Annotated in this window: 20 protein-coding genes; 8 read left to right on the top strand and 12 right to left on the bottom strand. The window is 59.7% G+C overall.

The annotated features are described in order from the left end of the window. Positions 1 to 35 precede the first annotated feature (35 nt). Positions 36 to 1,415 (top strand): aldehyde dehydrogenase family protein, encoded by a 1,380-nt coding sequence (locus V8359_RS14985; RefSeq protein ID WP_442970386.1) that lies wholly within the window; start codon positions 36 to 38, stop codon positions 1,413 to 1,415. After that, positions 1,412 to 2,557 (top strand): iron-containing alcohol dehydrogenase, encoded by a 1,146-nt coding sequence (locus V8359_RS14980; protein ID WP_336429847.1) that lies wholly within the window; start codon positions 1,412 to 1,414, stop codon positions 2,555 to 2,557. The genes V8359_RS14985 and V8359_RS14980 overlap by 4 nt, the downstream gene beginning before the upstream one ends. A 205-nt stretch (positions 2,558 to 2,762) precedes the next feature. Here V8359_RS14980 and V8359_RS14975 read toward each other — a convergent pair whose 3' ends face one another. The 6 genes from V8359_RS14975 to V8359_RS14950 all read right to left on the bottom strand — a co-directional run bounded on the left by V8359_RS14975 (position 2,763) and on the right by V8359_RS14950 (position 10,918). Beyond that, on the bottom strand, positions 2,763 to 3,767 hold the full coding sequence (locus V8359_RS14975; RefSeq protein ID WP_336429846.1) for an ABC transporter ATP-binding protein: 1,005 nt from the start codon (positions 3,765 to 3,767) through the stop codon (positions 2,763 to 2,765). Next, positions 3,764 to 4,759 (bottom strand): ABC transporter ATP-binding protein, encoded by a 996-nt coding sequence (locus V8359_RS14970; protein ID WP_336429845.1) that lies wholly within the window; start codon positions 4,757 to 4,759, stop codon positions 3,764 to 3,766. The genes V8359_RS14975 and V8359_RS14970 overlap by 4 nt, the downstream gene beginning before the upstream one ends. Then, positions 4,756 to 5,955 carry an ABC transporter permease gene (locus V8359_RS14965; RefSeq protein ID WP_336429844.1) on the bottom strand — a complete coding sequence of 400 codons (1,200 nt, stop codon included), beginning with the start codon at positions 5,953 to 5,955 and terminating at the stop codon, positions 4,756 to 4,758. The genes V8359_RS14970 and V8359_RS14965 overlap by 4 nt, the downstream gene beginning before the upstream one ends. A gap of 6 nt (positions 5,956 to 5,961) precedes the next feature. Then, positions 5,962 to 6,966, bottom strand: a complete 1,005-nt coding sequence (locus V8359_RS14960; RefSeq protein ID WP_336429843.1) for an ABC transporter permease — start codon at positions 6,964 to 6,966, stop codon at positions 5,962 to 5,964. 109 nt (positions 6,967 to 7,075) lie between these two features. Next, positions 7,076 to 9,115 (bottom strand): ABC transporter substrate-binding protein, encoded by a 2,040-nt coding sequence (locus V8359_RS14955; RefSeq protein WP_336429842.1) that lies wholly within the window; start codon positions 9,113 to 9,115, stop codon positions 7,076 to 7,078. A gap of 213 nt (positions 9,116 to 9,328) precedes the next feature. Continuing rightward, positions 9,329 to 10,918: a sulfatase-like hydrolase/transferase gene (locus V8359_RS14950; protein WP_336429840.1), complete on the bottom strand. Its 1,590-nt coding sequence runs from the start codon at positions 10,916 to 10,918 to the stop codon at positions 9,329 to 9,331. A 133-nt stretch (positions 10,919 to 11,051) separates the two neighbouring features. Here V8359_RS14950 and V8359_RS14945 point away from each other — a divergent pair, with 133 nt between their 5' ends. The 5 genes from V8359_RS14945 to V8359_RS14925 all read left to right on the top strand — a co-directional run bounded on the left by V8359_RS14945 (position 11,052) and on the right by V8359_RS14925 (position 16,175). After that, positions 11,052 to 11,891, top strand: coding sequence for a DMT family transporter (locus tag V8359_RS14945; RefSeq protein WP_336429839.1), 840 nt, complete (start codon positions 11,052 to 11,054; stop codon positions 11,889 to 11,891). A gap of 102 nt (positions 11,892 to 11,993) precedes the next feature. Continuing rightward, positions 11,994 to 12,785, top strand: coding sequence for a DeoR/GlpR family DNA-binding transcription regulator (locus tag V8359_RS14940; protein ID WP_336429838.1), 792 nt, complete (start codon positions 11,994 to 11,996; stop codon positions 12,783 to 12,785). Positions 12,786 to 12,798: 13 nt separating this feature from the next. Next, positions 12,799 to 14,478, top strand: a complete 1,680-nt coding sequence (locus V8359_RS14935; protein ID WP_336429837.1) for a Na/Pi cotransporter family protein — start codon at positions 12,799 to 12,801, stop codon at positions 14,476 to 14,478. Between the two features lie 93 nt (positions 14,479 to 14,571). After that, the gene (locus V8359_RS14930) at positions 14,572 to 15,282 is read left to right on the top strand and encodes an SDR family oxidoreductase (protein ID WP_336429836.1); all 711 of its coding nucleotides are present in this window, start codon (positions 14,572 to 14,574) and stop codon (positions 15,280 to 15,282) included. Beyond that, positions 15,279 to 16,175: an NAD(P)-dependent oxidoreductase gene (locus V8359_RS14925; protein ID WP_336429834.1), complete on the top strand. Its 897-nt coding sequence runs from the start codon at positions 15,279 to 15,281 to the stop codon at positions 16,173 to 16,175. Before V8359_RS14930 ends, V8359_RS14925 begins: the two co-directional genes overlap by 4 nt. Here the strand turns inward: V8359_RS14925 and V8359_RS14920 are convergent, their stop codons facing one another. From V8359_RS14920 to V8359_RS14895, 6 genes are all read right to left on the bottom strand, one after another. After that, complete coding sequence (locus V8359_RS14920; protein ID WP_336429833.1) at positions 16,176 to 17,603, bottom strand: C69 family dipeptidase; 1,428 nt, start codon at positions 17,601 to 17,603, stop codon at positions 16,176 to 16,178. Positions 17,604 to 17,630: 27 nt separating this feature from the next. Beyond that, positions 17,631 to 19,691: an ABC transporter ATP-binding protein gene (locus V8359_RS14915; RefSeq protein WP_336429831.1), complete on the bottom strand. Its 2,061-nt coding sequence runs from the start codon at positions 19,689 to 19,691 to the stop codon at positions 17,631 to 17,633. Between the two features lies 1 nt (position 19,692). Further along, a complete protein-coding gene (locus V8359_RS14910; RefSeq protein WP_336429830.1) occupies positions 19,693 to 20,637 on the bottom strand; it encodes an ABC transporter permease in 945 nt (314 codons plus the stop codon). Further along, entirely contained in the window at positions 20,618 to 21,562 is a 945-nt protein-coding gene (locus tag V8359_RS14905; RefSeq protein WP_336429828.1) for an ABC transporter permease, read from the bottom strand. The genes V8359_RS14910 and V8359_RS14905 overlap by 20 nt, the downstream gene beginning before the upstream one ends. A gap of 78 nt (positions 21,563 to 21,640) precedes the next feature. Further along, the gene (locus V8359_RS14900) at positions 21,641 to 23,197 is read right to left on the bottom strand and encodes an ABC transporter substrate-binding protein (RefSeq protein WP_336429827.1); all 1,557 of its coding nucleotides are present in this window, start codon (positions 23,195 to 23,197) and stop codon (positions 21,641 to 21,643) included. Between the two features lie 121 nt (positions 23,198 to 23,318). Continuing rightward, complete coding sequence (locus tag V8359_RS14895; RefSeq protein WP_336429826.1) at positions 23,319 to 25,340, bottom strand: CocE/NonD family hydrolase; 2,022 nt, start codon at positions 25,338 to 25,340, stop codon at positions 23,319 to 23,321. Positions 25,341 to 25,479: 139 nt separating this feature from the next. Here V8359_RS14895 and V8359_RS14890 point away from each other — a divergent pair, with 139 nt between their 5' ends. Then, positions 25,480 to 26,289 carry a helix-turn-helix domain-containing protein gene (locus V8359_RS14890; RefSeq protein ID WP_336429825.1) on the top strand — a complete coding sequence of 270 codons (810 nt, stop codon included), beginning with the start codon at positions 25,480 to 25,482 and terminating at the stop codon, positions 26,287 to 26,289. Positions 26,290 to 26,339: the final 50 nt, after the last annotated feature.

Below are 26,339 nucleotides of genomic sequence, written 5' to 3'. Positions count from 1 at the left end.
GGCGAGAGTATTTTTGGAAAGATAAAAGACGCATCATGACCACACTTAGATGTATCTCACCGATCGACGGCTCGGTGTTCGCCACCCGCGAAACCCTGTCCCCGGAGACCGCCGCCAACGCCGTCACCCGTGCCCGCAAGGCACAGGCCAACTGGGCCGCGCGCCCCCTTGAAGACCGCGTGCGGATGGTCATGGCCGGGGTCGCCGCCGTGGGCGCCATGAACGACGAGATTGTTCCCGAACTCGCGCATATGATGGGCCGCCCCGTTCGCTATGGCGGCGAATTCGGCGGCTTCAATGAACGTGCCAGCCACATGGCGAGCATTGCCGAAGACAGCCTCGCCGATATCATGGTGGGCGAAGACGCCAGTTTCAAACGCTATATCCGGCGCGTGCCCCATGGGGTCGTGTTCGTCGTGGCCCCGTGGAACTATCCCTATATGACCGCGATCAACACGGTGGCGCCCGCACTTATCGCCGGGAACGCGGTGATGCTGAAACACGCGACCCAGACGCTTCTGGTGGGCGAACGCATGGCGCGCGCGTTTCATGACGCAGGCGTGCCCGAGGACGTGTTTCAAAACGTCTTTCTGGATCATGACACCACGTCAGACCTGATCGCGGATCGGGCCTTCGATTTCGTGAACTTCACCGGATCGGTCGGCGGCGGGCAAGCGATGGAGCGCGCCGCGGCGGGCACGTTCACCCCGGTCAGCACCGAACTCGGCGGCAAGGATCCGGGCTATGTCATGGACGACGCAGACCTCGACGCAGCGGTCGACACCCTGATCGACGGTGCCATGTTCAACTCGGGCCAATGCTGCTGCGGAATCGAGCGCATCTATGTCCACGAAAGCCTGTTCGAGAGCTTCGTTGAAAAGGCCGTGGCCATCGTGCGCGGCTACACGCTGGGCAATCCTCTTGATCCCGAAACCACGATCGGCCCGATGGCGCATGTGCGGTTCGCACAAGAGGTCCGCGCCCAGATCGACGAGGCACTTACCGATGGCGCCACCGCGCATATCGAAAAGATGCCCGCCGATGACGGCGCGGCCTATCTCACGCCCCAGATCCTCACCAATGTCACCCACGACATGCGCGTGATGCGCGACGAAAGCTTTGGCCCGGTCGTGGGCATCATGCCAGTCAGCGACGATGACGAGGCCGTGCGCCTCATGAATGATAGCCGGTTCGGCCTCACCGCTTCGCTCTGGACCTCCGACATCGACCGCGCCGCCCGCTTGGGCGACCGGATCGAAACCGGCACCGTCTTCATGAACCGCGCCGATTACCTCGATCCCGGCCTCTGCTGGACAGGGTGCAAGGACACGGGGCGCGGCGGCGGCCTTTCGGTTATCGGCTATCACAACCTCACCCGCCCGAAATCCTACCATCTGAAAAAGGTAACATCATGAGCCTTGTTGGAAACTGGTCCTACCCGACCGCGATCAAATTCGGCGCTGGCCGGATCAACGAACTGCCCGAGGCCTGCGCACAGGCCGGGATCACGAACCCGCTTCTGGTCACCGACAAGGGCCTTGCCGACCTTCCCGTGACCGCACAAACACGCGATATCATGGACGCCGCCGGGCTTGGCCGCGCCATGTTCTCCGAGGTGGACCCAAACCCCAACGAGACCAATCTCGACGCCGGCGTCGCCGCCTACAAGGCGGGCGGTCATGATGGCGTGATCGCTTTCGGCGGCGGCTCGGGGCTCGACCTCGGCAAGATGGTGGCCTTCATGGTCGGTCAAACGCGCCCCGTCTGGGATTTCGAGGATGTGGGCGATTGGTGGACCCGCGCCGATGCGGACGCGATCGCGCCCATCGTGGCCGTGCCGACCACCGCCGGCACCGGATCGGAAGTGGGCCGCGCCAGCGTCATCACCAATTCCGAAACCCATGTGAAAAAGATCATCTTCCACCCAAAGGTTCTACCCTCGGTGGTGATCTGTGATCCTGAACTGACGGTCGGTATGCCGAAATTCATCACCGCGGGCACCGGTCTTGATGCCTTCGCCCATTGCGTCGAGGCGTTTTCCTCGCCGCATTATCACCCGATGAGCCAAGGCATCGCCCTCGAAGGGATGCGGCTGGTGATCGAGAACCTGCCCCGCGCCTATGCCGACGGCACCGATATCGAGGCGCGCGCCAACATGATGAGCGCGGCCGCCATGGGCGCCACCGCCTTTCAAAAGGGGCTGGGTGCGATCCACGCGATGAGCCATCCCATCGGCGCGGTCTTCAACACGCATCACGGCACGACGAATGCCGTGTGCATGCCCGCCGTGCTCGACCTCAACGCCCCCGCCATCGCGGACCGGTTTGACCGGGCAGGCTCTTATATCGGGGTGCCCGGCGGCTTTGACGGGTTCCGCACCTTCGTGCAGGATTTCAACGACAGTTTCGGCATCCCCCGCAAGTTGAGCGAAATGGGCGTCGCGGAAAACCGGTTGGACGATCTGGTGACCATGGCGCTCGACGATCCGTCCTGTGGCGGCAATCCGATCCCCCTCACGCGTGATACCCTTCGCCGGCTTTTTGAAGCGGCGATCTGATCCGTCGCACCGCGTCTTTTTGCCTCTCCGCAATGGTTGCGGAGAGGTTTACGCGGCGTTCAGACGCACCGACGTGATACCGACGCGAATGCCGACGTGAATACCGAAGTTGGGTCTTGGTTCTATGGCGCGCCTACATTTCGGCCATGACCCCAGCCAAGGGGCCTCGCTTCTTTCTGGTCACAACCACCCAAACGCTTGGGCCTCAAGCAGGCATAGCCGCCAGCAATTCTTTCCACCGGTGACACGCGACCTCATGTTCTGAGCCCGCGTTTTCAAGCGTCGGCTCCACCTTGCGACAATGATCCACAACATGCGGACAACGGGTATGAAACTTGCATCCCGAGGGCTGATTGGTCGGTGACGGGATTTCACCTTCAAGCTTCTGGGCACCACCTCTTTCATCAGGGTCAAGCGACGGAATCGCTGAGAAAAGAGCCTTGGTATAGGGATGTCGGGGGGCCTCGAAAATCGCGCGGGTCGGCGCGGTTTCGACCAACCGCCCAAGATACATCACCGCCACATGATCACAGGTATGGGCCACCACGCTCAGGTCGTGACTGATGAACATGAAGGTGATGCCCAGATCGCTCTGAAGCTCTTTCAGAAGGTTGAGAACATCCGCCTGAATGGACACATCGAGTGCCGCAACACTTTCATCCGCAACGATAAACTTCGGGCCCGAGACCAAAGCGCGGGCGATGGAAATACGCTGTCTCTGGCCGCCGGAAAACGCATGCGGGAAGCGGCGCAGATGCTCAAGATTGAGCCGGCACTTGGCGGCGATCTCGCGCACGCGCTTGTCTGTTTCCTCGCGCCCCTTGGTCAGGCCCATCACCTCAAGTGGTTCGGCGATGATGTCGCGCACAGTCATCCGCGGGCTGAGCGCGGCATAGGGATCCTGAAAGATAAGCTGCGCGCGTTTGCGGTAATCCTTGAGTTCGGACCCATCGAGGGTGGTAAGATCGTAGGACACCTCGCCATCGTCATATCGCGCTTCGCCGCCAGTGATCGGCACCGCCTTGAGAAGCGCGCGGCCCAGTGTCGTCTTGCCCGATCCGCTTTCGCCGACAATGCCATAGAACGACCCGAGCGGGATATCGAGATTGACCTTGTCGACCGCCTTCAGGATACGCTTGCCAAAGATCGAGCCACCGATGTTGAACCCCACCGAAAGGCCCCGTGTTGTGATCAGGGGTGTCTCGCTCATGATCCTTCTCCGGTATAGATATGGCAGGCGACCGCATGGCCCGGCTCGGCCTCGAGCTTCCGGGGATCTTTCTCTCGGCACACGTCACCCAGGTATTTCGGGCACCGCGTATGAAACACGCATCCCGGCGGTCGTTCGAGGGGCGAAGGGATGTCGCCCGGCACCGGGGTGAGCGAGGCATCAAGCTCGTCCAGTTTCGGCAATGCCGCAAGTAGGCCCTGCGTGTACGGATGCTTGGCGTCGCGGATAACGGGCCGGACGGGCCCCTCCTCGACCAGCTGGCCCAGATACATCACAGCGACCTTGTCGGCGGTCTGGGCCACGACGCCCAGATCATGGGTGATGAAAATGATCCCCATGTGGAATTCATCCACAAGATCCTTCATAAGGTCGAGCACCTGAGCCTGGATCGTCACATCAAGCGCCGTCGTCGGCTCGTCCGCGATCAGTAGCTTGGGCCTCGTGCTCAGCGCCATCGCGATCATGGCGCGCTGCCGCATGCCGCCTGACAATTCAAAGGCATATTGTTTGAAACGGCTGCTCGCGTCCGAGATACCGACCCGGTCCAACATCTCGATCGACACCTCCTTGGCCTTGGCCTTGGACATATCGGAATGAAGCTGCAACTGCTCGACCATCTGTTTGCCGATGCTCACCGCCGGCGCGAAACTCGCCATCGGCTCCTGAAAGATCATCGAGATCGCACCGCCCCGCACAACCTTGAGTTCGCCGGGCCGCCTGAGCGAAAGCACGTCCACGGGGCCGTCTTCGGTGTGCAGCGTGATCTTGCTTTCGGGGCTATAAACGGCGTTCTTGGCATTGAGATGCATCAGCGACTTGGCTGTCACCGACTTGCCCGAACCGCTTTCCCCGACAAGGCCCATCACCTCGCCTTTCCCGACGGAAAAGCTCACGTTGTCCACGGCCGTCACAAGGCCCTCATCGGTCCTGAACTGAAGGGTCAGGTTCTCAACGTCGATCAGCGCAGTCATTTGTTATTGTCCGAATAGGGGTCGGCGGCATCACGCAGCCCGTCACCGACGAAAACGAAGGCCATCACCAGCGCGATAAAGAAGATCACCGGGATGAAATACCATTGGTAGTTCAGAAGGACGTCGGCGCTCGTGGCCTTCTGAAGCATTACGCCAAGGCTGCTGACCGGGTCTTTGAGGCCAAGCCCGATAAAGCTCAGAGCCGTCTCGCTCAGGACCATATAGGGAAACGAGATGACCAGATCGACGATGATGTAACTGGTGAAACTGGGCAGAAGATGCTTGCGGATGACATGGCCGGGCTTTGCACCACAAAGCTGCGCCGCAAGAATGTATTCCTGATTTCGTTCAGTCAACAAATGGGTCCGCACCCGCCGCGCCAAGGTGGGCCATCCGATGAAGCCCAGTATGAGTGATATGTAGAAAAACCTCGATTCGGCAGTCATTTCCGGCGGCATGAAAGCAGCCACCGCCATGAACAAAGGTATCGCGGGCACCGTTCGCACTGCGTCGGTGATCATCTGGATCACCCCGTCAATCCAGCCTCCGTAATAGCCCGAGACCCCGCCGATGATCAGTGCCAGCACGAAGGCGATGAAGACGCCGATCGTGCCCACTTTCATTGATGTCCAGATCGCATGCAGTGTTCGACTGAAAATATCCTGCCCGTCCTCATCGGTGCCGAAAAGGTGGATCTTCGCATCCTCCACGCCGAAAAGATGCGTGTCCATGTGGATGAACCCGAACAGGCGATAATCGTCACCCTCTACGAAAAAGCGCATGTAGTGGCGCTTGTCCTCGTTGACCGTGGTGATCCAGCGGAAATTCGTGGCCATTGATCGCTCGCGCTCGACCGCATGAATGAACGGACGCACCGAACAGCCGTTGTCGTCGCAGAACTGAGGGAATTGCGGCGCGCCGTTGGTATAGTCCTTGTCGCGGCCCGCGATGGTCGGGTCATAGGGCGACAGAAACGGCGCGAAAAGCCCCGACAGGACAAGCACCAGCAGAACGATAGCCGCGATCATCGCCGCGCGCTGTTTCTTGAAGCGCGCCCAGATAAGCTGTGACTGAGAGGCGGTGAAATATGCCTCTTTGGCACGCCGTTCGACCGCGTCCTCGGTTTCCACGATCGACACATGCGGGCCGGTGGTTTCGGCAAGGTTCGGGTCGAGAGGATTGGGTGTATTACTCATGGCCGCTCACCTTATAATGCTCTTGCGGACGCGCGGGTCGATCACCGCGAGCAAAACGTCCGTCAGGAAATTGAGGGTCACGATGGACGCGGTCAGCAGGAAAATGATCGCCCCGGCCAACTGTTGATCGTTCGACCGCGCCAGCGCCTCGATCAGAAGCGCCCCTGCCTCGGTCAATGTCAAAATAAGCGCGACAATCGGCAATTCGTTGAAAATGCGATTAAGATCGAAGCCAAGGCTGTTGACGATCGGCCCAAGCGCATGCCGCGCAGGGTAACGCCACAGAAGCTTGCGCCCATGCACGCCACGCGCCGCCGCCGCGGTCACGTATAGCTTTCCGATCTCGTCGGACATGAGCGCGCGAACGGTCTGAAGCGCGAAGGCCGTAGCAGACCAGCCGAGGATGAAAATCGGAAGCCACGCATGCTTGAGCAGATCGACGAACTTATCCCAATCCCAAGGTGCGTCCCGATACTCCTTGCTGAACAATCCGGTCAGCGTTTCTCCGAACCAGACGGTTGAAAACAGCATAATCATCAGCGCCAAAAGGAAGTTGGGCATCGCAAGACCCAGATAGCTGAACAGGCGCAACCCGTTGTTCAGATAGGGATTGTTTGTGGCGACCGAGATGATGCCCACGGGAATGGCGATCGCATAGGCCAGCGTGAGAGACGCCAGACAAATACCAAGGCTCACCCAGAATTTTGAGCCCAAGAGCTGGGCGATGTTCACCCGGAGAATACAGCTATCGCCGAATTCCCCCTGAAACGCGTTCACGATCCAGAGACCCCAACGCTGAAGGAATGGCTGATCAAGGCCCAGACGCTTGCGCTCGGTTTCAATATCCTCAACCGAGATGCCCGACCCTTGGGTGTTCTTGAAGGCCAGATACCGTTCGGCACAGTCGCCCGGCACCAGCTCCATCAGCGAAAAGACCACCAATGAGACAATAATGAGTGTGATCATGGCCATGATGGCCCGCGTCACCACGAAGCGGCTGAAATTCAGCATCGCATTTCCCTGTTCGTCCCGTGGACAGCTACGAGGCCATCCATTTTGTTTTTATGGGTGGCAACGGGCGATCTTGGTCGCCCGTTGCCCTTGTCAATCGACGATACGATTACTCGTCCAGCCACCACTGCGTCGCGCGGTAGGGGTAGGTCCGGTAATACTCATACGAGTGCGTCTTGAAGTCGGTGAAGTTCTGAACGCGGTCCGAATGGAAGATCGGCGCGGGTGCATTCACAGTCCCGATGAAAAAGAGGTTTTCCACCATCTTCTTGATCATGCTGCGGCCCAGTTCCGCGAATTCTTCGCTTTCCTGATCCGCGGACTGGAAGGCCGTGATGTCATCGATCAACGTCTTCACATCCTCCGGCGGCTCGACACCGGCGGCACCTGCGCTATCGACCCACTCGGCCCAGAGCATGCCGCTGCGGTTACCGAAATAGTTCTCGAAAGGAGGCACCCACAGCTCGTTGTTACCAAGGACGATCGCCATTGGCTGCCCCTTGCGCCACATGCTGACGTCGAGGTTGTTCGAAGATTGTGCCGAACGGTATTCATCCGGCGTTACTTCCTTGACCACCGAGTCGATTCCGACTTCGCGCCAGAACTGAGACACCAGTTCCACGGTCTGGCCTGCAACCCCTTGGGTCGAGTAGTTGAGGTTCAGAACCAGCTTCTCGCCATTGGGCAATTCGCGCAGTCCGTCACCGTCCACATCCTCAAGGCCCAGCTCATCCAGCCGCGCGTTGGCACCTTCCGGATCATACTCGGCCATGTAGCTTTCCCAAGCCGGGTCAGCGAACTTGGGCAGAGGCGAGAACCCGACATACTGCTTGGGCGTGCCCTGACCGAAGAAGCCGGTCTCGTTCAGTTCCTCGCGGTTGATGGCCAAAGACATCGCTTCGCGGAACTTCACATCGCCAAAGACTTTGCGCTTTTCCGGGTCTTCATGGGTCACATTGAAGCCGAAGGCGCTCATCGTGATCTCGGGCCTGAGCTGAATGTTATATCCGGCCTTGTCCTGGTTCTCGAGAAGGATGGGCGCGGATTCCAATTGCAGGGACTGCGATTTGTAATCCACCTCGTTGTTCACGAGCTTGAGGATACGCACCTCATTGTCGTTGATATAGACCTCGTCCTGTTCGCTGATGTAAGGCAGCTGTTGGCCCGTGGGATCAACTTGGAAGAAATAAGGGTTCGCCACGAGATGACGGCCCTCGGTTGTGTCGGACACATAGATGTGGCTTTCCAGCGTCGGATAGGTCGCCTTTGGCAAACCTTCCACAAGGTCCGGCTTCGACAGCATCGGCGTGGGCGTGTCCGTCCAGTCCGAGTTGCCATAATAGGCCTTGATCGCGTCATACCCGTTCTCGAACCCGAGGCTTTGCGCATAGCTGTCGGCATCGTCGCTCAGGTCGGGGTGGAACTTGCCAAGAAAGTGCTTGGGCTGGAACGGCTGTGAGTAGTGCGTCGCGAAAAACGCAAGCAGCCCCGGCTTGGGCGCGGGCAGGTTGAAGATCACCGTGGTATCGTCCGGCGTATCAACCGTCATCGTCTCACCACCCACGGTAACGTAGTCCTTGGGTTTTTCGAAGATGTTGGCGTCCAGCATCAGGTTATCGTGCCAAAACCTCACATCGGCGCTGGTGAACGGCGTGCCATCCGACCATTTATGCCCCTCGCGCAGTTTAAGCGTCAGCTGCGTGAAATCATCGTTCCACTCCCACGACTTCGCGACATTTGGAACGATGGTCTGAAGATCGTCCGAATACCGTACGAAGTTGACGTGACGCACGGACAGGAAATCCGACGTGCCGGCCTCTGTCGCGTTCGAAAGCACGTCCAGAGTGCCGCCATATTGGCCGATGCTGTCATAGGGCACCACGACAAGCGGTTCAGCGGGCAGTCGTTCGGCAAGCGCGGGAAGATCCCCGTTGCCCTTGATCTTGCTGTTCAGGCTTTCGATGTCGGGATTCGTCTTGAATTCCATCTCGCAGCCTGCGGCGTCCTGAAACACGCTCAGTTCGAATTGCTGTGGATACGCACCGCCCGACACGCCTTGCATGTCGCTCAGTGTGATGGCGGGGCAATTTGCATAGGCCGCCATTGGCAGCGCAGCCATGGCCACGCCTGACAATAATATTCTTCTCATGTCCTCTCCTGTCGTTTGTCAGTCTGTTTTAGGTCGGGGTCTCTTCGCCCCTTTGTGTCGACTGCGGGTCGCATGGTATGCGCATCCCCGCTTAAGTGAATATGTCCAACCGCTTCGAGGCTATGATGCCAGATCGAAGCAAACCGTCTAAATATATGTCCCTCACCCCCCTTTTTCTGTCGCAGGCCGACCCGCACTGTCATGCGATACCTCTCAGCCATATGCACCGCGTTCATGACGTGCGGATGACGCCACGGTGCTATTTGGGCCATTCCGGGCCCCTGAATCCGGCAGGTCGGGCCCTCTTTTGACACCCTCGGAAGTGACCACCGTATGGGCAAACCGCCCCTCGGCATGGCGCATCCGATGGTTCAACATTGTTCGCGACATTGCCAGAAGAATCTTGTCGCCCTCCGGTGTGCCCGAGATGTCCGGGCCGTCCCCGTCTTGGTCGCGCCGGATCAGGAGCGGTGGCAGCCCCCCGTTGAAATGCACAAGGGCGTGCTCTTTGTCGCGCAAAACGGCAAGGTTGGCATCGTCGACATCAAGATGAAGCGCCCGCTGCCATGCCGTCGGCTCGAGCGGGTTACCAAAATCCAGCTCCGAAAAGCTGTGATTGCGCCATGATGCGGGCGCGCGCCCTTCAAGAAACGGCCTGAGGCTTTGACCATCCATCGTATCGGGTATGGATTGACCGATACTGTCCAGAATGGTCGGGGTCACGTCCACGGATTCCGTCATCTCCTCGATCACTTGGCCGAACTGTGCCGGACACTCCGGATCGCGCACGATCAGCGGAACATGGTAGGCGGCGTCGTGATAGCTCATCTTGCCCCATTGGTGATGATCGCCCAGCAACTCGCCGTGATCGGCTGTGACCACGATAAGCGTGTTGTCGTATTGCCCCGTCTGCTTAAGAAACTCGAACAATCGGCCAATATGGTGATCCACCTCGACCGCCAGCCCAAGATAGAGCGCGCGCAGCATCGCAACGGTTTCCGGGACGTCCTCAAGCTCGGGAAAGCCGATCACGTTGGACGCGGCAGACCGGCTCTCGATGGCGGGCCGGTGAAACGGATGCGCGGCCATTTCACGCCCAAGTGAAAGCGGGCGCTTCGGGGCGGGTACATCGGCGGGGTTGACGGCCGTATTATAAGGCGCAGGCGCAACCAGCGGCGGATGTGGCCGGATATAGGTCACATGCGCGAACCAACCGGGTGGACGCACCCGAAGCTCTTCGATCACCCGATCGGTCAGGAATGCCGTGTCGCTATCCTCGGCCCTGTAGAGCGCGGGCGCGTCCGGCGTTTCGCCATTTGGCCGGAAAATCTCGGGATATGGCGGCACGTCATACCCCTTGGCGGCCAGATGCGCGCGCCAAGGCCAGCTTTCTTCCAGCCGCATTTCCACCGCCTGCTCGAACCCGGTCAGCACCTCTTCGTAAGTGTGCATCCGAGGGTCGCCCGGATCATGTAGGCGCGGATCGGCGGCAACATCGGTATAGCCATAAAGATGCGGGGTATATCCGGCCTTGCGGGCCTCGGTGGCAAGATTGGGCAGATCGTGCCGCAGTGGTGTCCCATTTCGGACGGAGCGGTGATTCATCGCATATTGCCCGGTCAGAAGCGACACGCGCGAGGGGCCGCAGGGACTCGTCACCGAGTAATGCTGTGCAAAACTGACAGCGTCGCGCTTCAGCGCGCGAAGATTGCGCATGCCCGCCACACCCGAAAGCGCGCCAGCAACGCAATCGGCCCGCAACTGATCAATGACAACGAACAGGATGTTCCGCCGATCACTCACATGATTGCCCCCAATGCCCCATCGCAGTTTAGCAAAACCGTTCCGCCGAGTCGTTTCAAGAAAATTGTGGATATTTGTGTGGTTTTATGCGTATCCCATCACTCTCTCCTGCCATTCGACAAGGAAGACAGAAGTGACGGCGCCCGTTCTGGCTATCGTTTTATCGGCAGCCTTCCTTCATTCGCTTTGGAATGCTCTGGTCAAAGGCTCGGCGGATCGCGCTGTCATCCTTGGTCTCATCTCGCTGGGTCATGTGGTTCCGGCGGTGATATTGGCGTTCTGGCTGCCCTTGCCACCGGTCGAAGCGTGGCCCTATCTCGTCGCCTCCACCGTGATCCACTGGGGCTACTACTATTTGCTGAACCTGGCCTACAGGCTCGGCGATCTTTCCGTTGTCTACCCGATGGCCCGCGGGGCGGGGCCCCTGCTGGTCGCGCTAGGCGCGCAAGTTTGGGCGAATGAGTATCTTTCGGGTTGGGCGTGGGCCGGCATCTGCACGATTTCAGCGGGAATTTTCCTTTTGGCCCGCCCCTCTCGCTTCGGCGCACCGCCGCCCCTCCCCGGCCTTCTGGCAGGGCTTGCAACCGCTCTAAGCGTTGCGGCCTATTCCATCGTGGACGGCATCGGCGTGCGTATCGACGACGCCGCCTTGTCCTATATCTGCTGGCTCTTCATCCTTGAAATCACCGTCGCGGGATACCTGCTTTTCACGCGACGGGCGCGGGTGGCGGCGCTTACCCGAAAAACGCTGCTGCTGGGCTTCTGTGGTGGCCTCACATCCGGCGGGGCCTATGCTCTCGCGCTGTATGCCAAAACGCTCGCTCCCATCGGCATGGTATCGGCGCTTCGGGAAACTTCGGTCATTTTCGCGGCGCTCATTGGTGTCTTCTGGTTCGGAGAAGGGCCGCGCGCGCCCCGGATCGGCTCAGCGCTGATCGTTGCGGTTGGAATCGCCATCATAGCGACAAACTGATCTATTTTTCACACAAAATCACATAAAATCCCTCACGCAGACGTCACCACATCTGGACAATCCCCTTTTTATAGCGTGTATTCCTGCAAAACAGGTTGCGTTATGAAAACCACAGACACCCACACAACCCACCGCGAAGTTGAACTGCTCGAGACGCTGCGCGGCTGGGGCGGCTCAGCGCGCACCGCTGCCCTTGCGGAGGCGCTCGGCGTCTCGGAAGAGACGGTCCGGCGCACCGTAAAGGCTCTGGCGAAGGGCGGGCGCGTTCACCGTGTCCACGGAGGTGTCTATCTGGCAAATTCGGATGCTGGTGCGCCGGTGCGCTCACGTCTGGAAAAATATGCCGCCGAGAAAACCCGCATCGCCGCCGCCGCCGCGGGCCTTATTCCGAACGGGGCGTGCATCTTTCTGGATGTCGGCTCGACCACCGCATTCGTGGCCGAAGCGCTGCGCGATCATCGCGACCTGACCGTCGTGACCAACGGGCTTTATGCCGCGCAATCGCTCGTGCGCCGGAATGGCAATACCGTCTGGCTTGCCGGAGGTGAGCTGAGAGAAGCCGAACTCGGCACATTCGGCACATCAGCCATGGCCTTTGTCGAACGTTTCAACATAGATATGGCGGTGCTGAGCGTTGATGGAATCGATCCCGATTCCGGATTTCTCATCGCCGGTGCCGCCGAGGCCGAGCTTGCGCGCGCCGTCACCAAACACGCAAGGCGCAATCTTGTCGTGGTCGGCCAAACAAAATTCGGACAGACCGCCCCAATGGTGGCCTGCGCACCAACGGCGATCGACCTTCTTGTGACCGACGCACCGCTGCAACCGGTGTTTGAAAAGCGCATGCTCGACTGGGACATAGAACTTGTCGTTGCCCGCAAGGGCAGGACTTGAGGCTTGAACTGATATGGCAATCCTGAGTTTCCTTACGCAACTGGCCGGGGCGACGATGCTCCTGCTTTTTGCGGTGCGCATGGTCCGGACAGGGATCGAACGCGCCTATGGCGCTTCGTTCCGCCGTACCGTGACGACTGCGCGCAACCCCCTCGGCGCCGCAGGGGCAGGTGTGGTCATGGCGATCATTCTCCAAAGCTCTGCCGCGGTGGCGCTCCTCGTGGCGGGCTTTGCCGTCTCCGGCGGCCTGACCTTCGGTACGGGGCTCGCGATGATCCTCGGGGCCGATCTTGGCTCTGCCCTGCTTATTCAGGTTCTTTCGCTCAAACTCGACTGGCTTGTGCCGATATTGCTCGCCTTGGGTGGCTTTCTCTTTCTCAAAGCGTCGCGCCGGAGCTACAAACAGGCGGGCCGGATGATCCTTGGCGTCGCGTTCATCCTCATATCGCTTCGCTTTTTGCGTGACACCATGGACCCAATCCGTGACAGCACCTTCCTCCCGGCCATCTCGGAATACCTCGCCCGTGATTTCATTACGGCCTTCCTGACCGGTGCCGCGCTCGCCTTTGTGATGCATTCCTCGGTCGCGACCGTTCTCATGTGCGTCACAGTCGTGAGCATCGGCGCGCTGCCCCTCAATGTCGGCATCTCGCTGGTTCTGGGGGCCAATCTCGGCTCGGCGCTGATTCCGGTCTGGCTAAGCCGGGGGTTGCCACCAGTGTCGACCCGTCTGCCCTTTGCCAATCTTGGCATGCGCGGAAGTTTCGCCCTGCTTACGGTGGTCATTGTTAACCGAACCGACATCATGACCTGGATGCCCGAGATGAGCGCGGGGCAAACGCTCATCCTGCTGCACATCATGTTCAATACGGCGCTGCTTCTTATGTTGCCGGTCTGCGCTCGCCTCGAAGGTCCGATGCGTCGGCTTGTCCCCGACCCTCCCTCTCAGCTTGATGACGTGCCGATGCATCACCGCTCGGTGCTTGACGACACGGTGCTCGCCTCGCCGGTGCAGGCGCTTGCGTGTCTGCGACGTGAGACTCTGCGCATGACGCAGGTTCTTCAGGAAATGACAGAGCCTGTGATGGAGCTTTATTCCGAGTTCGAGTCGTCACAGATGCGCGCCATCCGCGCCAAGGACGACATCCTGAATACGGCGCTTGATGATATCCGCCGTTATGCCGCGGAATTACCATATGATCACATGAGCAAATCCGCCAAGAAAGAGCTGCGCGACCTGATGGAATACGCCATCGCCCTGGAAGCGGCGGGTGACATCATCGTCAAACGGCTGACCGCGCTTGCCGCCGACAAATCCGAGCAATCCCTGAGCCTGTCCCGGACCGGGCGCGACGAGCTTACGGCCATGCATGATCGCATTGTGCAAAACCTCGCGCTTGCCTCGAATGTGTTGATTTCGGGTGATGTCGAAAGCGCGCGGCTTCTTCTGGAAGAAAAGAACGAGATGGCACGTCTTCACCGGCGCACCCGTAAAAAGCATCTCAAGCGCTTGAGTCTGGGAAGCGGTATCAGCCTCGACAGCAGCGACATTCACCTAGAGACCGCCAACGCCTTGAAGGATATGAACAGCCAGATCGCTTCGCTCGCTTATCCGATCCTCTACCGGGAGGGGCAGCTCCTTGACACCCGTCTGGTCACCTCGCTGAGCCCCGAGATGGAGCACGACGACTGACCCACTTGGCAGCACGGTCAAAGACCGGTTTAGTCGGGCACAAGGCAGCAATCGGAAAGGTCATGCATGCGACTCGAGGGAAAAACAGTCATCATGAGCGCCGCAGGTGCTGGCATAGGTCGCGCCAGCGCGCTGGCCATGGCAGCGGAGGGCGCAATCGTTCACGCGACCGATATCGACGCCGGCGCACTGAGCACTCTCGCGGCAGAGCATGAGAACATTCACTGCGCGCCACTTGACGTGACCGATGCGGGCGCGATTTCGGCATTCGCCGCCACCGCACCCATCCCTGACGTCCTGTTCAACTGTGCAGGTTTTGTGCATGACGGCACGGTGCTCGAAGCCGATGACGCCGCGTGGGAGGCGACCTTTGCGCTCAACGTCCGGGCCATGGGCCGCATGATCGAACAGTTCCTGCCCCGGATGATCGAAAATGGCGGCGGGTCGATCATCAATATGTCGAGCGTGGCCTCTTCGATCAAGGGTGTGACACGGCGCTGCATCTACTCGGCCTCGAAGGGTGCGGTGCTCGGCCTTACCAAGTCCGTCGCTGCGGATTTCATTGGCGATGGCATCCGGTGCAACGCGATCTGCCCCGGCACGGTTCTGACCCCCTCGCTCAAGGCACGAATGGCTGCGGGTGGCGATTATGACACCGCGTTCGAGGCGATGCTCAACCGGCAGCCGACGCGCGAAATGGCCACCCCCGAAGACATCGCCGGAATGGTTGTCTATCTCGCCTCCGACGAAAGCCGGGTCGCGACCGGGCAAGGCTTCATTGTCGATGGCGGGTGGTCCCTATGAGCGGGCAGACCCCACGCATCGGCCTCATCGGGCTTGGCGCCATGGGGGCCGGGATGGGGGCGAACATCCTCGAAAAGACCGGTGCGCTTCATATCTGCGCAAACCGGACAAGGACGGTGGCGGACAAGCTGATCCATGCGGGGGCCATCGAACATCAGTCTCCGCGCGATCTGGCCAAAAGCTGTGACGTGATTGTCCTTTGCCTGCCCAATTCGGACATTGTCGAGACCACGCTTGAGACGATGCGCCCGGCCCTCACGCCCGGGAAAATCGTTATCGACACCGGAACATCTTCGCTCACTTCACTCAAAACGATTGACGCTGATCTGACCGCCATGGGTGTAGATTTCGCGGAAAGCCCCCTTACCGGCGGCGGCGCACAGGCCGAGGCGGGCACGCTTGGCGCTCTTGTCGGGGCATCCTCCGAAGGGTTCGAGCGTATCACGCCGACACTGTCGCTTTTTTGCAGTTCGGTTCAGCGTTTTGGCCCGGTCGGCGCGGGCGCTCGCGCCAAATTTGTCAATAACTACATGGTCATGGGAATCATCGCCCTTGTCACCGAGGCGTTTCACATGGCGGACCTGAACAAAACGGACTGGGACAAGCTTTATGACGTGGTGACACGCGGTTCGGCGGATTCGGGCGCGCTCAGACGGATTATCGGCCACGCAAAACAAGGCGATTTCACAGGTTATCGTTTTTCGGTCGGCAATGCCGCCAAGGACATGCGCTATATTTCCGAGATGGCACACGACCTTGATCGCGACACGCCTTTGGCAATGGCCGTGCATGATTTCTTCGACGGTGCGGAAAAGGCGGGTTTGGGCGACAAGTTGGTTAGTCAGCTCATGGAGCCCGAGACCCGCGACCGCCTTTTCCGCACCGAAGAGTGATCACCAAAGCTGTGGCGGCGCCAGCGGCTTGCGCCCAAGATTGAGATCGCCCGAAGCCCGCAACCGCGCCTGCGCGGCAGCCGCCAGCGCGGCGCAATCGGTCAGCGCCTCAGCCATGCGCGCGTGACTGAACTCGGTCAGGACCTGCGACGCCAGCGTCTCCTCGCCCGCATCCAGCAATAGCCGCGCGGCGCGCAGAACGTCCGGAAGTTGGGCGTTCGCCCCGGCCTCCACCGCCCGCCAGTGCGACCAGACTTCCCCGAGCAACGGGTCGATTTTCTGAAAGGCAAGGTGCATCAGGCGCTTGAACTCGCGCACCGCGCATTGGCCCGTCTCGATCCCTTGCGGCACATGCGACACCGTGTCGAAATCTTTGGGCTGCTTGCGCAGATCGAGAAACCGATGGCTTTCTCCCGTGGTCAAATAGCGATGTTGCCGGTAGGCGGGCGGCACGATGTCCTGGCCCATGAAGACCGGAAGCAATGGCGCTGTAACCGGCCCAACCGGTGCGTGCCACATCATCCGTAGCGCCGTATGCTCGGGGTGTGTCAGCGGCACGACCTGTCCATACCCTGCCGTATCGCCGGTCAGTGTCTCGGTGCAGATTGACCAGAATACATCTTCGAGCGTGATTTTCTCAGGCCGGGCCGCGCGTTTGCGCATCTCATCCTCGACCCAGGCGACACCTTCCCAACGGTGCTTGTCATCGCCATAGATCGCGTTGACGTTGAAAGCCCCGTCCTCGGGCCGCCACCAGCCCTTCTCCTGAGCCAAATCAAAGAAATGCGCCGGAAAGAGGAAATCCTCGTCAGGCTCGGCGGGAATGTCTTCGATATAGCCGGGACGCGAGGTGCGGATGCTGTCCGGGCCCAATCTTTCGGCGCACCAGAGGCCGTGACCTCCGGCGAATTCGATCACCACCCAAGCCTCGTCCGGGTCGGCGATCATGTGGGAGTTGCCACCATAGGTGGAATACCCGTGACGCGCGATCAGGTCGCCTATCATCTCGACCCCTTCGCGGGCGGTCCGGGCGCGTTCCACCACAATACGTGCAAGATCGGAATAGTTCGGCCCGGTCTGATCCTTGGGTGTCATCTCGATCAGGTCGTCCCGCGATGTCGACCAGATATCGCGCACGGCCACGCCATACTCGTTCAAGCCACCATTCGTCAGCGGCGCGGGCACGCCAAGATAGTAGCTATAGCTCACCCGTATGTTGCGGGCCGTCTCGCGCGTTTGTGGTATCTTCGTGAGTTGCCCGGGCATGTCCGCCTGAGGCGTTACCCCGACGGTGATCGTCGCGTCGGGCTCATGCGTGGCGCGCGGCATAATCTCGAGCCAATGACTCGAAGGTTCGTCGCCGTAGCCGGCAAGGTAAGGAAGTCCATCGGCGGTATGATTCCGCCCGATATAGATGCCATAGCTCATGGAAAGCCCGTTCAGTTGATGGTTATGTCAAGTCAGGGGAAAGAAGCACGCATGGCTGCGGTTCTCTTCTGGATGGAAATGCGGCGGTTTCTCGGTTCGGCACTTGTCCTGCACATAGGGGCACCGTGTGCAGAAATCGCACCCCTTGGGCCGGTTGAGAAGACTCGGGACTTCACCCGAGATCGAGACATGCGCGCGCCTGCGGTCCGGGTCGGGTTGCGGAACCCCTTCGACAAGGGCCTGAGTATAGGGGTGCATCGGATTTGCAAAAATCTGATCCGTCGGCCCCTGCTCGACGATCCGGCCCAGATACATGATCGCCAACCGGTCCGCGATGTGACGCACCACCGGAAGGTTATGCGTAATGATCAGGTACCCAAGCCCGTGTTCGGCCTGCAAATCCGCCATGAGGTTCAGAATTTCGCCCTGCACCGACACGTCAAGCCCTGCGGTAGGCTCGTCCGCGATGATAAGCTTGGGATTGAGTGCCAGCGCCCGCGCCACGCCAACCCGCCGTGCCTGCCCACCCGAAAGTTCATGCGGATAGCGCGACAGAAGTGGCTTGGCGAGCCGCACCATCTCGGCCAGACGCTCGGCCTCGGCATCAAGGTCCACCCCGGTGATGCCGTGAATCTGAAGCGGTTCGGTGATTAATGCGCGCACCGATTTACGCGGGCTGAGCGATCCCGCCGGATCCTGAAACATCATCGCCATATCCCGGCGCAGCGGCTTGAAGCTGCGCTCGGGCATGTTGCGAACCTCCTGCCCTTCGAACCGGACCGATCCGCCTTGCGCAGGCGTCAGATTCAGCACCGAACGCCCCAGCGTCGTCTTGCCCGATCCGCTTTCACCCACAAGGCCCAGCGTTTCGCCCGGCCCCACTGTCAGGCTCACGTCAAGGACCGCGTCGACATGGCGCTGATCCACGCCTTTGAACATCGCACTCAGGCGGCCCACCGTCTCGAATCGCACATTGAGGTTCTCGACCTCGAGCAAAGGCTTCTCGCTACGCTTCGCCTTAAGCTTCTCGGTCGTGTCCTCACCGCGATAGACGGTCAGCACGTCTTGCGGGGGGGGCCAGTCTGGATCTTCGTGCGGCCCACCCAGAAGGTGACATTTCGCAAAGCTGTCATCACCGCGCTCCACGGTTGGCGGCACCTCGCTTCGGCAGACGTCCATCGCCCGCTGACAGCGCGGCGCATAGATACAGGCAGGCAATTGCCGGGCAAGATCGGGGATATCGCCCGGAATGACCGGAAGCTTGCGCGACACATCGTCGATGCGTGCCGGATCGCATTCCAGCAAGGCGCGCGTATAAGGGTGCTGCGCATTGTGAAAGATTTCGCGCACGTCGCCCGCTTCGACGACATCGCCCGCATACATAACCACCACGTCATCACAAAGCTCGGCGATCAGGCCGAGGTTGTGCGACACAACAACGACCGTGGCATCAAGCTCTTGCTTCAACTCCTGAAGCAAGTGGATGATCTGGGCCTCCATCGTCACGTCAAGCGCGGTTGTCGGCTCGTCCGCCAAGAGAAGCTTGGGTCCAGTGAGAAGCGCCATGGCGATGCCCGCGCGCTGACGCATTCCGCCCGAAAAGTGGTGCGGATATTGATCGATCCGCCGGTCGGGGTCCGGGATGCCGACTTTGCCCAGCATGTCCACAGCCATCTTGCGCTTTTGCGCGGCGCTCAGGTTCGGGCGCCGGTAAAGGATGTCGAGCATCTGCCGCCCGTAGGTGAGCACGGGAATCTGGCTTGTCATCGGGTCTTGGAACACGACCGAGATGTCCTCACCACGCGCCGCACGCAACTGCGCCTCGCTTGCATGCAGAAGGTCACGATCCTCGAACAGGATTTCGCCGCCGGTCACATCCGCATTCTTGGCCAGAAGGCCCAGCATAGCCCAGAGCACTGTCGATTTGCCTGATCCGCTTTCGCCGACGATCCCCACGATGCGGTTCTTGCGAATCGAGAAGTTCACGTCGCGCAGCGCCTTGATGCGGCCTCTCGACGTGCGGAAATCAACTGACAGGTCGCGCACATCGAGCAGGATGTCATTGGTCTGGCTCATGTCTTTGGCCATATCAGCGCCCCTTTCCCATCCGTGGGTCGAAAATGTCACGCAGCGCTTCGCCAAGGAAAGTAAAGCCGAGCGTCGTCAGGATAAGCGGCACGCCCGCCGCAGTAACCATCCATGGTGTATCTCGAATGACCAGATACCCTTCGTTGAGTATCGTTCCCCAGCTTGCGGTCGGCGGCAGCACACCAAGCCCCAGAAAGCTCAGCCCGGCTTCGACGGTGACAACAACCGGCACGTCCATCGCCGCGAGAATCATCAGCGGCCCGACCACGTTGGGCGTGATATGGTGCCACAACAGACGCACCTTTCCCGCCCCAAGCGATCTTTCCGCAAGGATGAACTCGGAATTCTTCAGGCTGAGCGTCGCCGTGCGTGCGACCCGCGCGTATTGCGGAATCGAAGTGATGATCACGATCGCCAGCACAAGTTCAAGGCTCGGTCCTGTCAGCGCCACAGTGGCCAGCGCGAGAACGATCGTCGGAAACGCCCGCACCGTATCGAACAAAAGCAACAGCAAATTATCCAGCCAGCGCGGCCCCGAGCCCGCGATCATCCCCAGGATAAGCCCGACGACCAGTGCCACCGACACCCCGATCGCCGCGATTTTCAGGGCAACCCGCCCTCCATAGAGCAGCCGTGAGAACGTATCCCGGCCCAATTGATCGGTGCCCGCCAGATGCTCAAGCGTCGGAGGCGACAGGCGCGCCGGAATATCAAGCGCGTTGGGATCGTAAGGCGCCAGGAGCGGGGCGAAAATCGCGCTGGCGAAGAAAAGGATTACAAGGATGAGCCCGGCCAGCCCCTGCCAGTTGGTCAGGAAAAGCTTGAGCTTCTCACGCCGCTCGCGGGCGGCGGATTCGCGCACCTCGGTCTCGGTGATGTCTTCGGGAACGCTACCGGAATCAAGCTCCGGCACGCCAGTTCGGGGATCAGAGGGATTCACGGACACGGGGATCTAACCAAGCTATGAGAATATCGGAAAAGAGAACGACGAAGATATAAAGCGCCGTTGCGACAAGGACCGCCCCCTGCACCACAGGGAAGTTGCGCGCCATCACTGAATCAAAGATGAGCTTGCCGATACCGGGCCGCGCAAAGATGATCTCGGCAAAGACGGTGGCCGAGATAAGACCGCCGAACCCCATACCGATCAGCGTGATCGTGGGCAGGATCGCCACCCGCAGCGCATAACCGTAAACCACCTTGCGCGGCCGAAGACCGAAGGCACGCGCGGACCGGATATAGTTTTCGCCCATCACTTCAAGCATCGAGGCGCGCACCATCCGGGCCAGATATCCGACCCAGCTCAGCCCGATGGCAAAGGCCGGCAAGACGAGGTGGCTGAGTTGATCGCTGAAATCGCCCGGCTCACCGGCACCGATGGCCGGAAGCCAGCGGAACTCAACCGCGAAGATAAGCAGCGCCCAGATCGACACGAGAAACGATGGCAGCGCGATGCTCCCCACGGCCAAAACACCGGTGATGCGGTCCAGAAGACTGTCTGGCCGCACCGCCGCCAGACAGCCAAGCGGGATACCCAGCACCACGGCCCACCCCATGCTGGCAAAGACCAGCGCTAAGGTGAACCCGATCCGGTCCAGAATGATCGCCGTAACGGGTCGGTTGGAAAAGACATCAAGCCCCAGATCACCCGACGCTGCATTGCCGATGTAAATCAGGAACTGCTGCCAAATCGGGTCGTTGAGATGCATTTTCTCGGCATAGCGCGCGATCGCTTCAGGCGTGGCGCGCGGCCCCAAGGCGATCGTCGCCGGGTCGCCCGGAATAAGGTGCAGGAGCGAAAACAGCACCAGCACCACCAAGCATACGACAACCATCGCAAGGCCCAGCCGCTTGATCAGATAGACGAGCATTCAAACTCCCTCGCAGATGCGACAACCTTCCCCGCGCGCCCTTGCGCGCGGGGTGGCATTGCTTTTCTTGACAGCCGATCAGACTTGTTTGAACCGGCGATAGTTCAGTTCGCCCGACGGTGCGGCATTGATCTCGATCTGGTCGATATGGGCATAGGATTCGGGCTCATGGTTGATCCAGACATACGCACCCGTATTTTCCATGATCTCCTGCATGCGCACATAGATGTCGCGCCGCTTGGCTTCGTCGGTTTCCGCGATGCCTTCCTGGTAGAGACGGTCATACTCTTCGTCTGTCCACCGCTCCCAGTTCCAGATACCAACCTGATCCGAGACGAACCATTGCGTCGCTTCATAGGGATCGGGCGTGGTGCCATAGCGCATGATCCAAAGCTCCAGATCCTTCCAGGTGTCGCCCTTGCTTTCCTGACCCATTTCCCAGAACGGACCACTGTCAAGCGGGAGCACCTTCACAGTGATACCCACCGCGGCCAGGTTGGCCTGAATGATCTGCGCGGTCAGCATGCGCTCTTGGTTGTTGAGTGTCCGAAGCGTCAACTCCAACCCCGACACACCCGCCTCGTCAAGAAGCGCGCGCGCCTTGGCCGGGTCATAGTCGTAACCCGTCTCTTCGCGATGTCCCAAAAGTCCGGGACAGATGATGCCATGCATTTCAGCCGTCGTGTCGGAATATGCGCCCGCAAGGATGGAATCCACGTCAACAGCACGCTGGATCGCCTGGCGCACCCTGATATCCTTGAGCTTGGGATGGTCGGTATTCATACCCATCCACATATACTGAAGCTGACCCGCTGTCGTAACGGCGGTGCCTTCGGGCATGGACTGGGTATAACGCGCCAGCGTATCCGAGCCCAACTCGGTGCAATCAAGCTCGCCTGCGTCAAAGGCCAGCTCCGAGGCTTTGACTTCGGTGATGACAGTGGCGATCACCTTGTCGAACTCGGGCTTGGGGCCGGTCCATTCGGGGTTCGTATCAAAGACCACCCGCTGACCCGGCGTGTAGGTGTAGGTGTAGGGGCCACAGATCGCCGGGAAGTCGATCGTGAACTGGCCGCCCGCATCCTCGGTTGCCTGCTTGCAGACAATGGCGCCCGGCCCGTGGCACAGCGTCACCATGAAGAACGGCGCAAAGGCCTGCTTCAAAACGATCGTGCCGGTCAACTCACCCGTAACCTCGACACTATCGAGCGCTTCGAAATACCCGGCCCAATCACCGTCTTTCATGCGCTCATACGAGTATTTCACATCTTCGGCGCTCAAGGTGCCGTATCCGTTCGACCACTTGAGATCGGGGGTCAGTTCAAAGTCGATATGAGTCGGATCACGCAGTTCGAGCTTGGTCACGAACATCGTGGGCCGCCACGAGAAGCTGCCGTCTTTTTCGACATATTCCGCAAGGAAGGGCAGACACTGTTTCTGCGCCTCGACTTCGGTGCCGCCGACCATGTAGGCCGGATCGAGAATGGCGTTATCGCCGTCCTGACGCACGCGCAGCACCTTTTGGCCACCCTCCTGCGCCACGACCGCGCCCGTCCAGGCCGGAGCCACGGTCAGGGCACCAAGCGCTGCCGTCGATCCAAGAAATTGGCGACGTGTTGTTTTCGGCATAGTCATGCAAAGTCTCCCATTGGTGTGTTGTTATCTTGTGATTGCGCGAGATTATCCACGTTGTTCCGCGCATATCCATTTCGCAGTGCTTCGCGATGTGACGCTATTAGGGCGGCTACGCGCGACATCACACAAGATGCCGAGGGATGCTTTCATCCCATTCGACCTCTTTTATAAGCTTCTCACCCTCCCACGCCCTGAGACTGGCCTTGATGTGGAAATGGTCGGCATCCGCGGTCAGCGTCGTTTCGGTCTCTGATCGCGCCGACCATTCATCGCGCTCGAGCCCAAGTGACCATTTGAAATGTCCTCGCGCTCGGGTCACGTCATCATGCGGCACGGAGTAAGTCTCATAGCCTTGCTCATGCACCACCAGATCGTTGTCATGCAGCCGATATTTCCCGTCGCCATCACCGATCTTTACATAGGTTTCATGGGCCGCCGCATCCTCTACGATGAGATAACAAAGGTCCGGCTCCTCGATCTGGTCGGCGCCACGTTGCGGTGTCACTTCCACATCCTCGAATGGTGCCAGTTCACCATCGAGTTCGCGCCTTGGGCGCAACGGCAAGTCCAGCACACTGCCCTCGGTATGTAGCGTCAGGCGCACAGGCTCGGGCGTGGGCCAGATCATCGGAAAATAGCTCGTCGATATGGCCAACCGAAGCCGATGCCCCTCGGCAAAGCTTTGTGCCACATGCTTCATCGGGATCGTGACCTCATAAATTTCGCCCGGTGTCAGGGCTTTGGGCGCATCGTGCCCGTCCCTATGCGTGAGGTTGAGGACGCCAAACGAAACTCGTGTCGACTGCCCATCGGGGTTCACATCGCATATGCGCGCCGCGATTTGGGCCACGGGCTTGTCGACACTCACCCGCAAACGCACATTTGCGTCGCCCGCAAATTCCAAACGCTCGGCCAAGGGCCAGGTATCAAAGCAAAGGCTTCCTGCATCCTCGGCACGCTGATCCACCGGCGCGTCACCGGGGCTTGAATACCCGCACCATCGGCCCGAAGCGACACCGACAGATGCCGGGGACATGATGTCTACGGCCCCCCGCTTTTTCGGCTTGGTGCGGTCAAGCAAGCCATCCGACCCAAGATGAAACTCAGTCCTGCGAATGTTGTTGGAGGGCCAGGAATCTTCGGCCACCCAGCGGCCCGGCCGGTGCCCATACCACCCCTTCGGCGGCACGCTGTCTTGCATGTAAAGGCGCAGTTGCGGCTCATCCATGATGCCCGTCTCGCGCCCCTTGAGCCAGCGATCCCACCAGCGAAGTTCCTCCTGCAAGAAGCCGATCGCCGGGCCAGGCTCTCCGATGTGCGGATAGCGATGCGCCCAAGGTCCAACGAGACCTTTCTTTGGTCCCTGAAGGTTTTCCATCAGGCGAAAGACAGCCCGGCAATAACCATCCGCCCAGCCCGATACGGCATAGACCGGGATCTGGATATCCGACCAATCCTCGCACACTGATCCATGCTTCCAGAAATCATCGCGGGCTTGATGCTCGAGCCAGTTTTTCAGCCACAGACCACTCCCCTCAAGGCGCTCCATCCACATGTCCCGCCACTTGTCACCGACATTCGCGGGATCAGGTGCAAGGCTGTTGCGGGCGAACATGATCGAGGCCCAACTCGGCTGTTCGCCGAGCATACCCCCCCCCATATAGTGGATGTCATCGGCATACCGGTCGTCGGTGGAACACAGCGTGATAATGGTCTTGAGTGCGGGAGGCCGCATCGCGGCGATCTGCAAACCATTGAAGCCCCCCCACGAAATGCCGATCATGCCGACATTGCCATCGCACCAAGGTTGCGCTGCGATCCACCCGATCGCATCATATCCATCCTGCAACTCTTGCGCGGTGTATTCATCTTCCATCAGTCCTTCGGAATCGCCCGCCCCGCGCAGATCAAGCCGGATCACAGCATAGCCATGCCCCGCGAGATAAGGCTGCATCGGCGCATCACGCCCGGTCGTGAAGTCATTTTTGCGATACGGCAGGTATTCAAGAATCGCGGGTACCGGCGCCTCCGCAGCGTTCTCAGGCATCCACATCCGCGCGGCCAGCTTGCACCCATCCGGCATTTCGATTTCGGTATGGTGTATCTCTTTGACGGTATTGTGAAAACGATCTACCTCGGCCATTCTGATCACCCTCGTGAATTATGGTTAGCGCCCGTCCGGGCAGCTTTTCGGGCGCGAGCCTCGGCTGGGGTTTAACAAATCGCAACTTCGCGCCCCTTCGCGACTTGACACTTATGTCGCTTCAGTATGCAGTTTGCCCATGTCGGATGAATTTCAAAGAAATCTCGCGCTGCTATGCAGCTACCAGCGGTCCATCGCCGATGTCTGCCGCAAACTCGGTCTCAACAGGCAGCAGTTCAACAAGTACCTCGCCGGACAATCGCGCCCGTCGCGTCACAATATGCGCCGCATATGCGACTATTTCGGCGTAACCGAGGCCGAACTTTTCTCCGACACCTCGCGGTTCGAGGATATGATCACCCTCAAACAAAAGCCCATAGGCGACGGAGATTACAAACCGCTCTACCACCTCGAACAACTTTACAAGCGCAGCCAGAGCCTTGAAAAATATGTAGGATATTATTTTCGCTATTTCTATTCCTTCGGCAATCAAGGCATGGTGTTTCGCTCGATCGCGTCAATCCACGAAGAAGAGGGGCGCTATTTCTGGAAAAACATCGAAATCCTGCGCGACCCTGAGACCGGTCAAAACCGCGGTCTCAACAAGTATGAGGGGGCGCTATTTTATCTCGCGGATCGTATTTATGTCATGGAATACGAAACGCTTGAGAAAAACTCCGTCACCCAGATGACCCTCTATCCCAGCCACCAGAGCCGCCTTGACACATTGGTCGGCATTCAGACAGGCGGACCCACCCGGCGAGGCCGCAAGCCGGGGGCATCGCGTGTGGCGCTTGAATATCTCGGGCGCGACATCAACTTGCGGCAGGCCTTCCGGCGCATCGGGCTTTTCGATCCAGCCGAGGGTCATATTCGTCAGCACATGCTTGAGCTTATCGACAACCATCTTGCGCCCGGCGCCTTTGTGCTTGATGTCGAAGAGCCTTGAACAGCCACACCCAACCGGCGCGGTTTCCGCTCGCTCACACTGACTTTTAC

The organism is Roseovarius sp. E0-M6 (assembly GCF_037083845.1).
GTDB lineage: Bacteria > Pseudomonadota > Alphaproteobacteria > Rhodobacterales > Rhodobacteraceae > Roseovarius.
The sequence above is the reverse complement of the archived record's forward strand: the minus strand, read 5'-3'. Positions and strand labels throughout refer to the sequence as shown.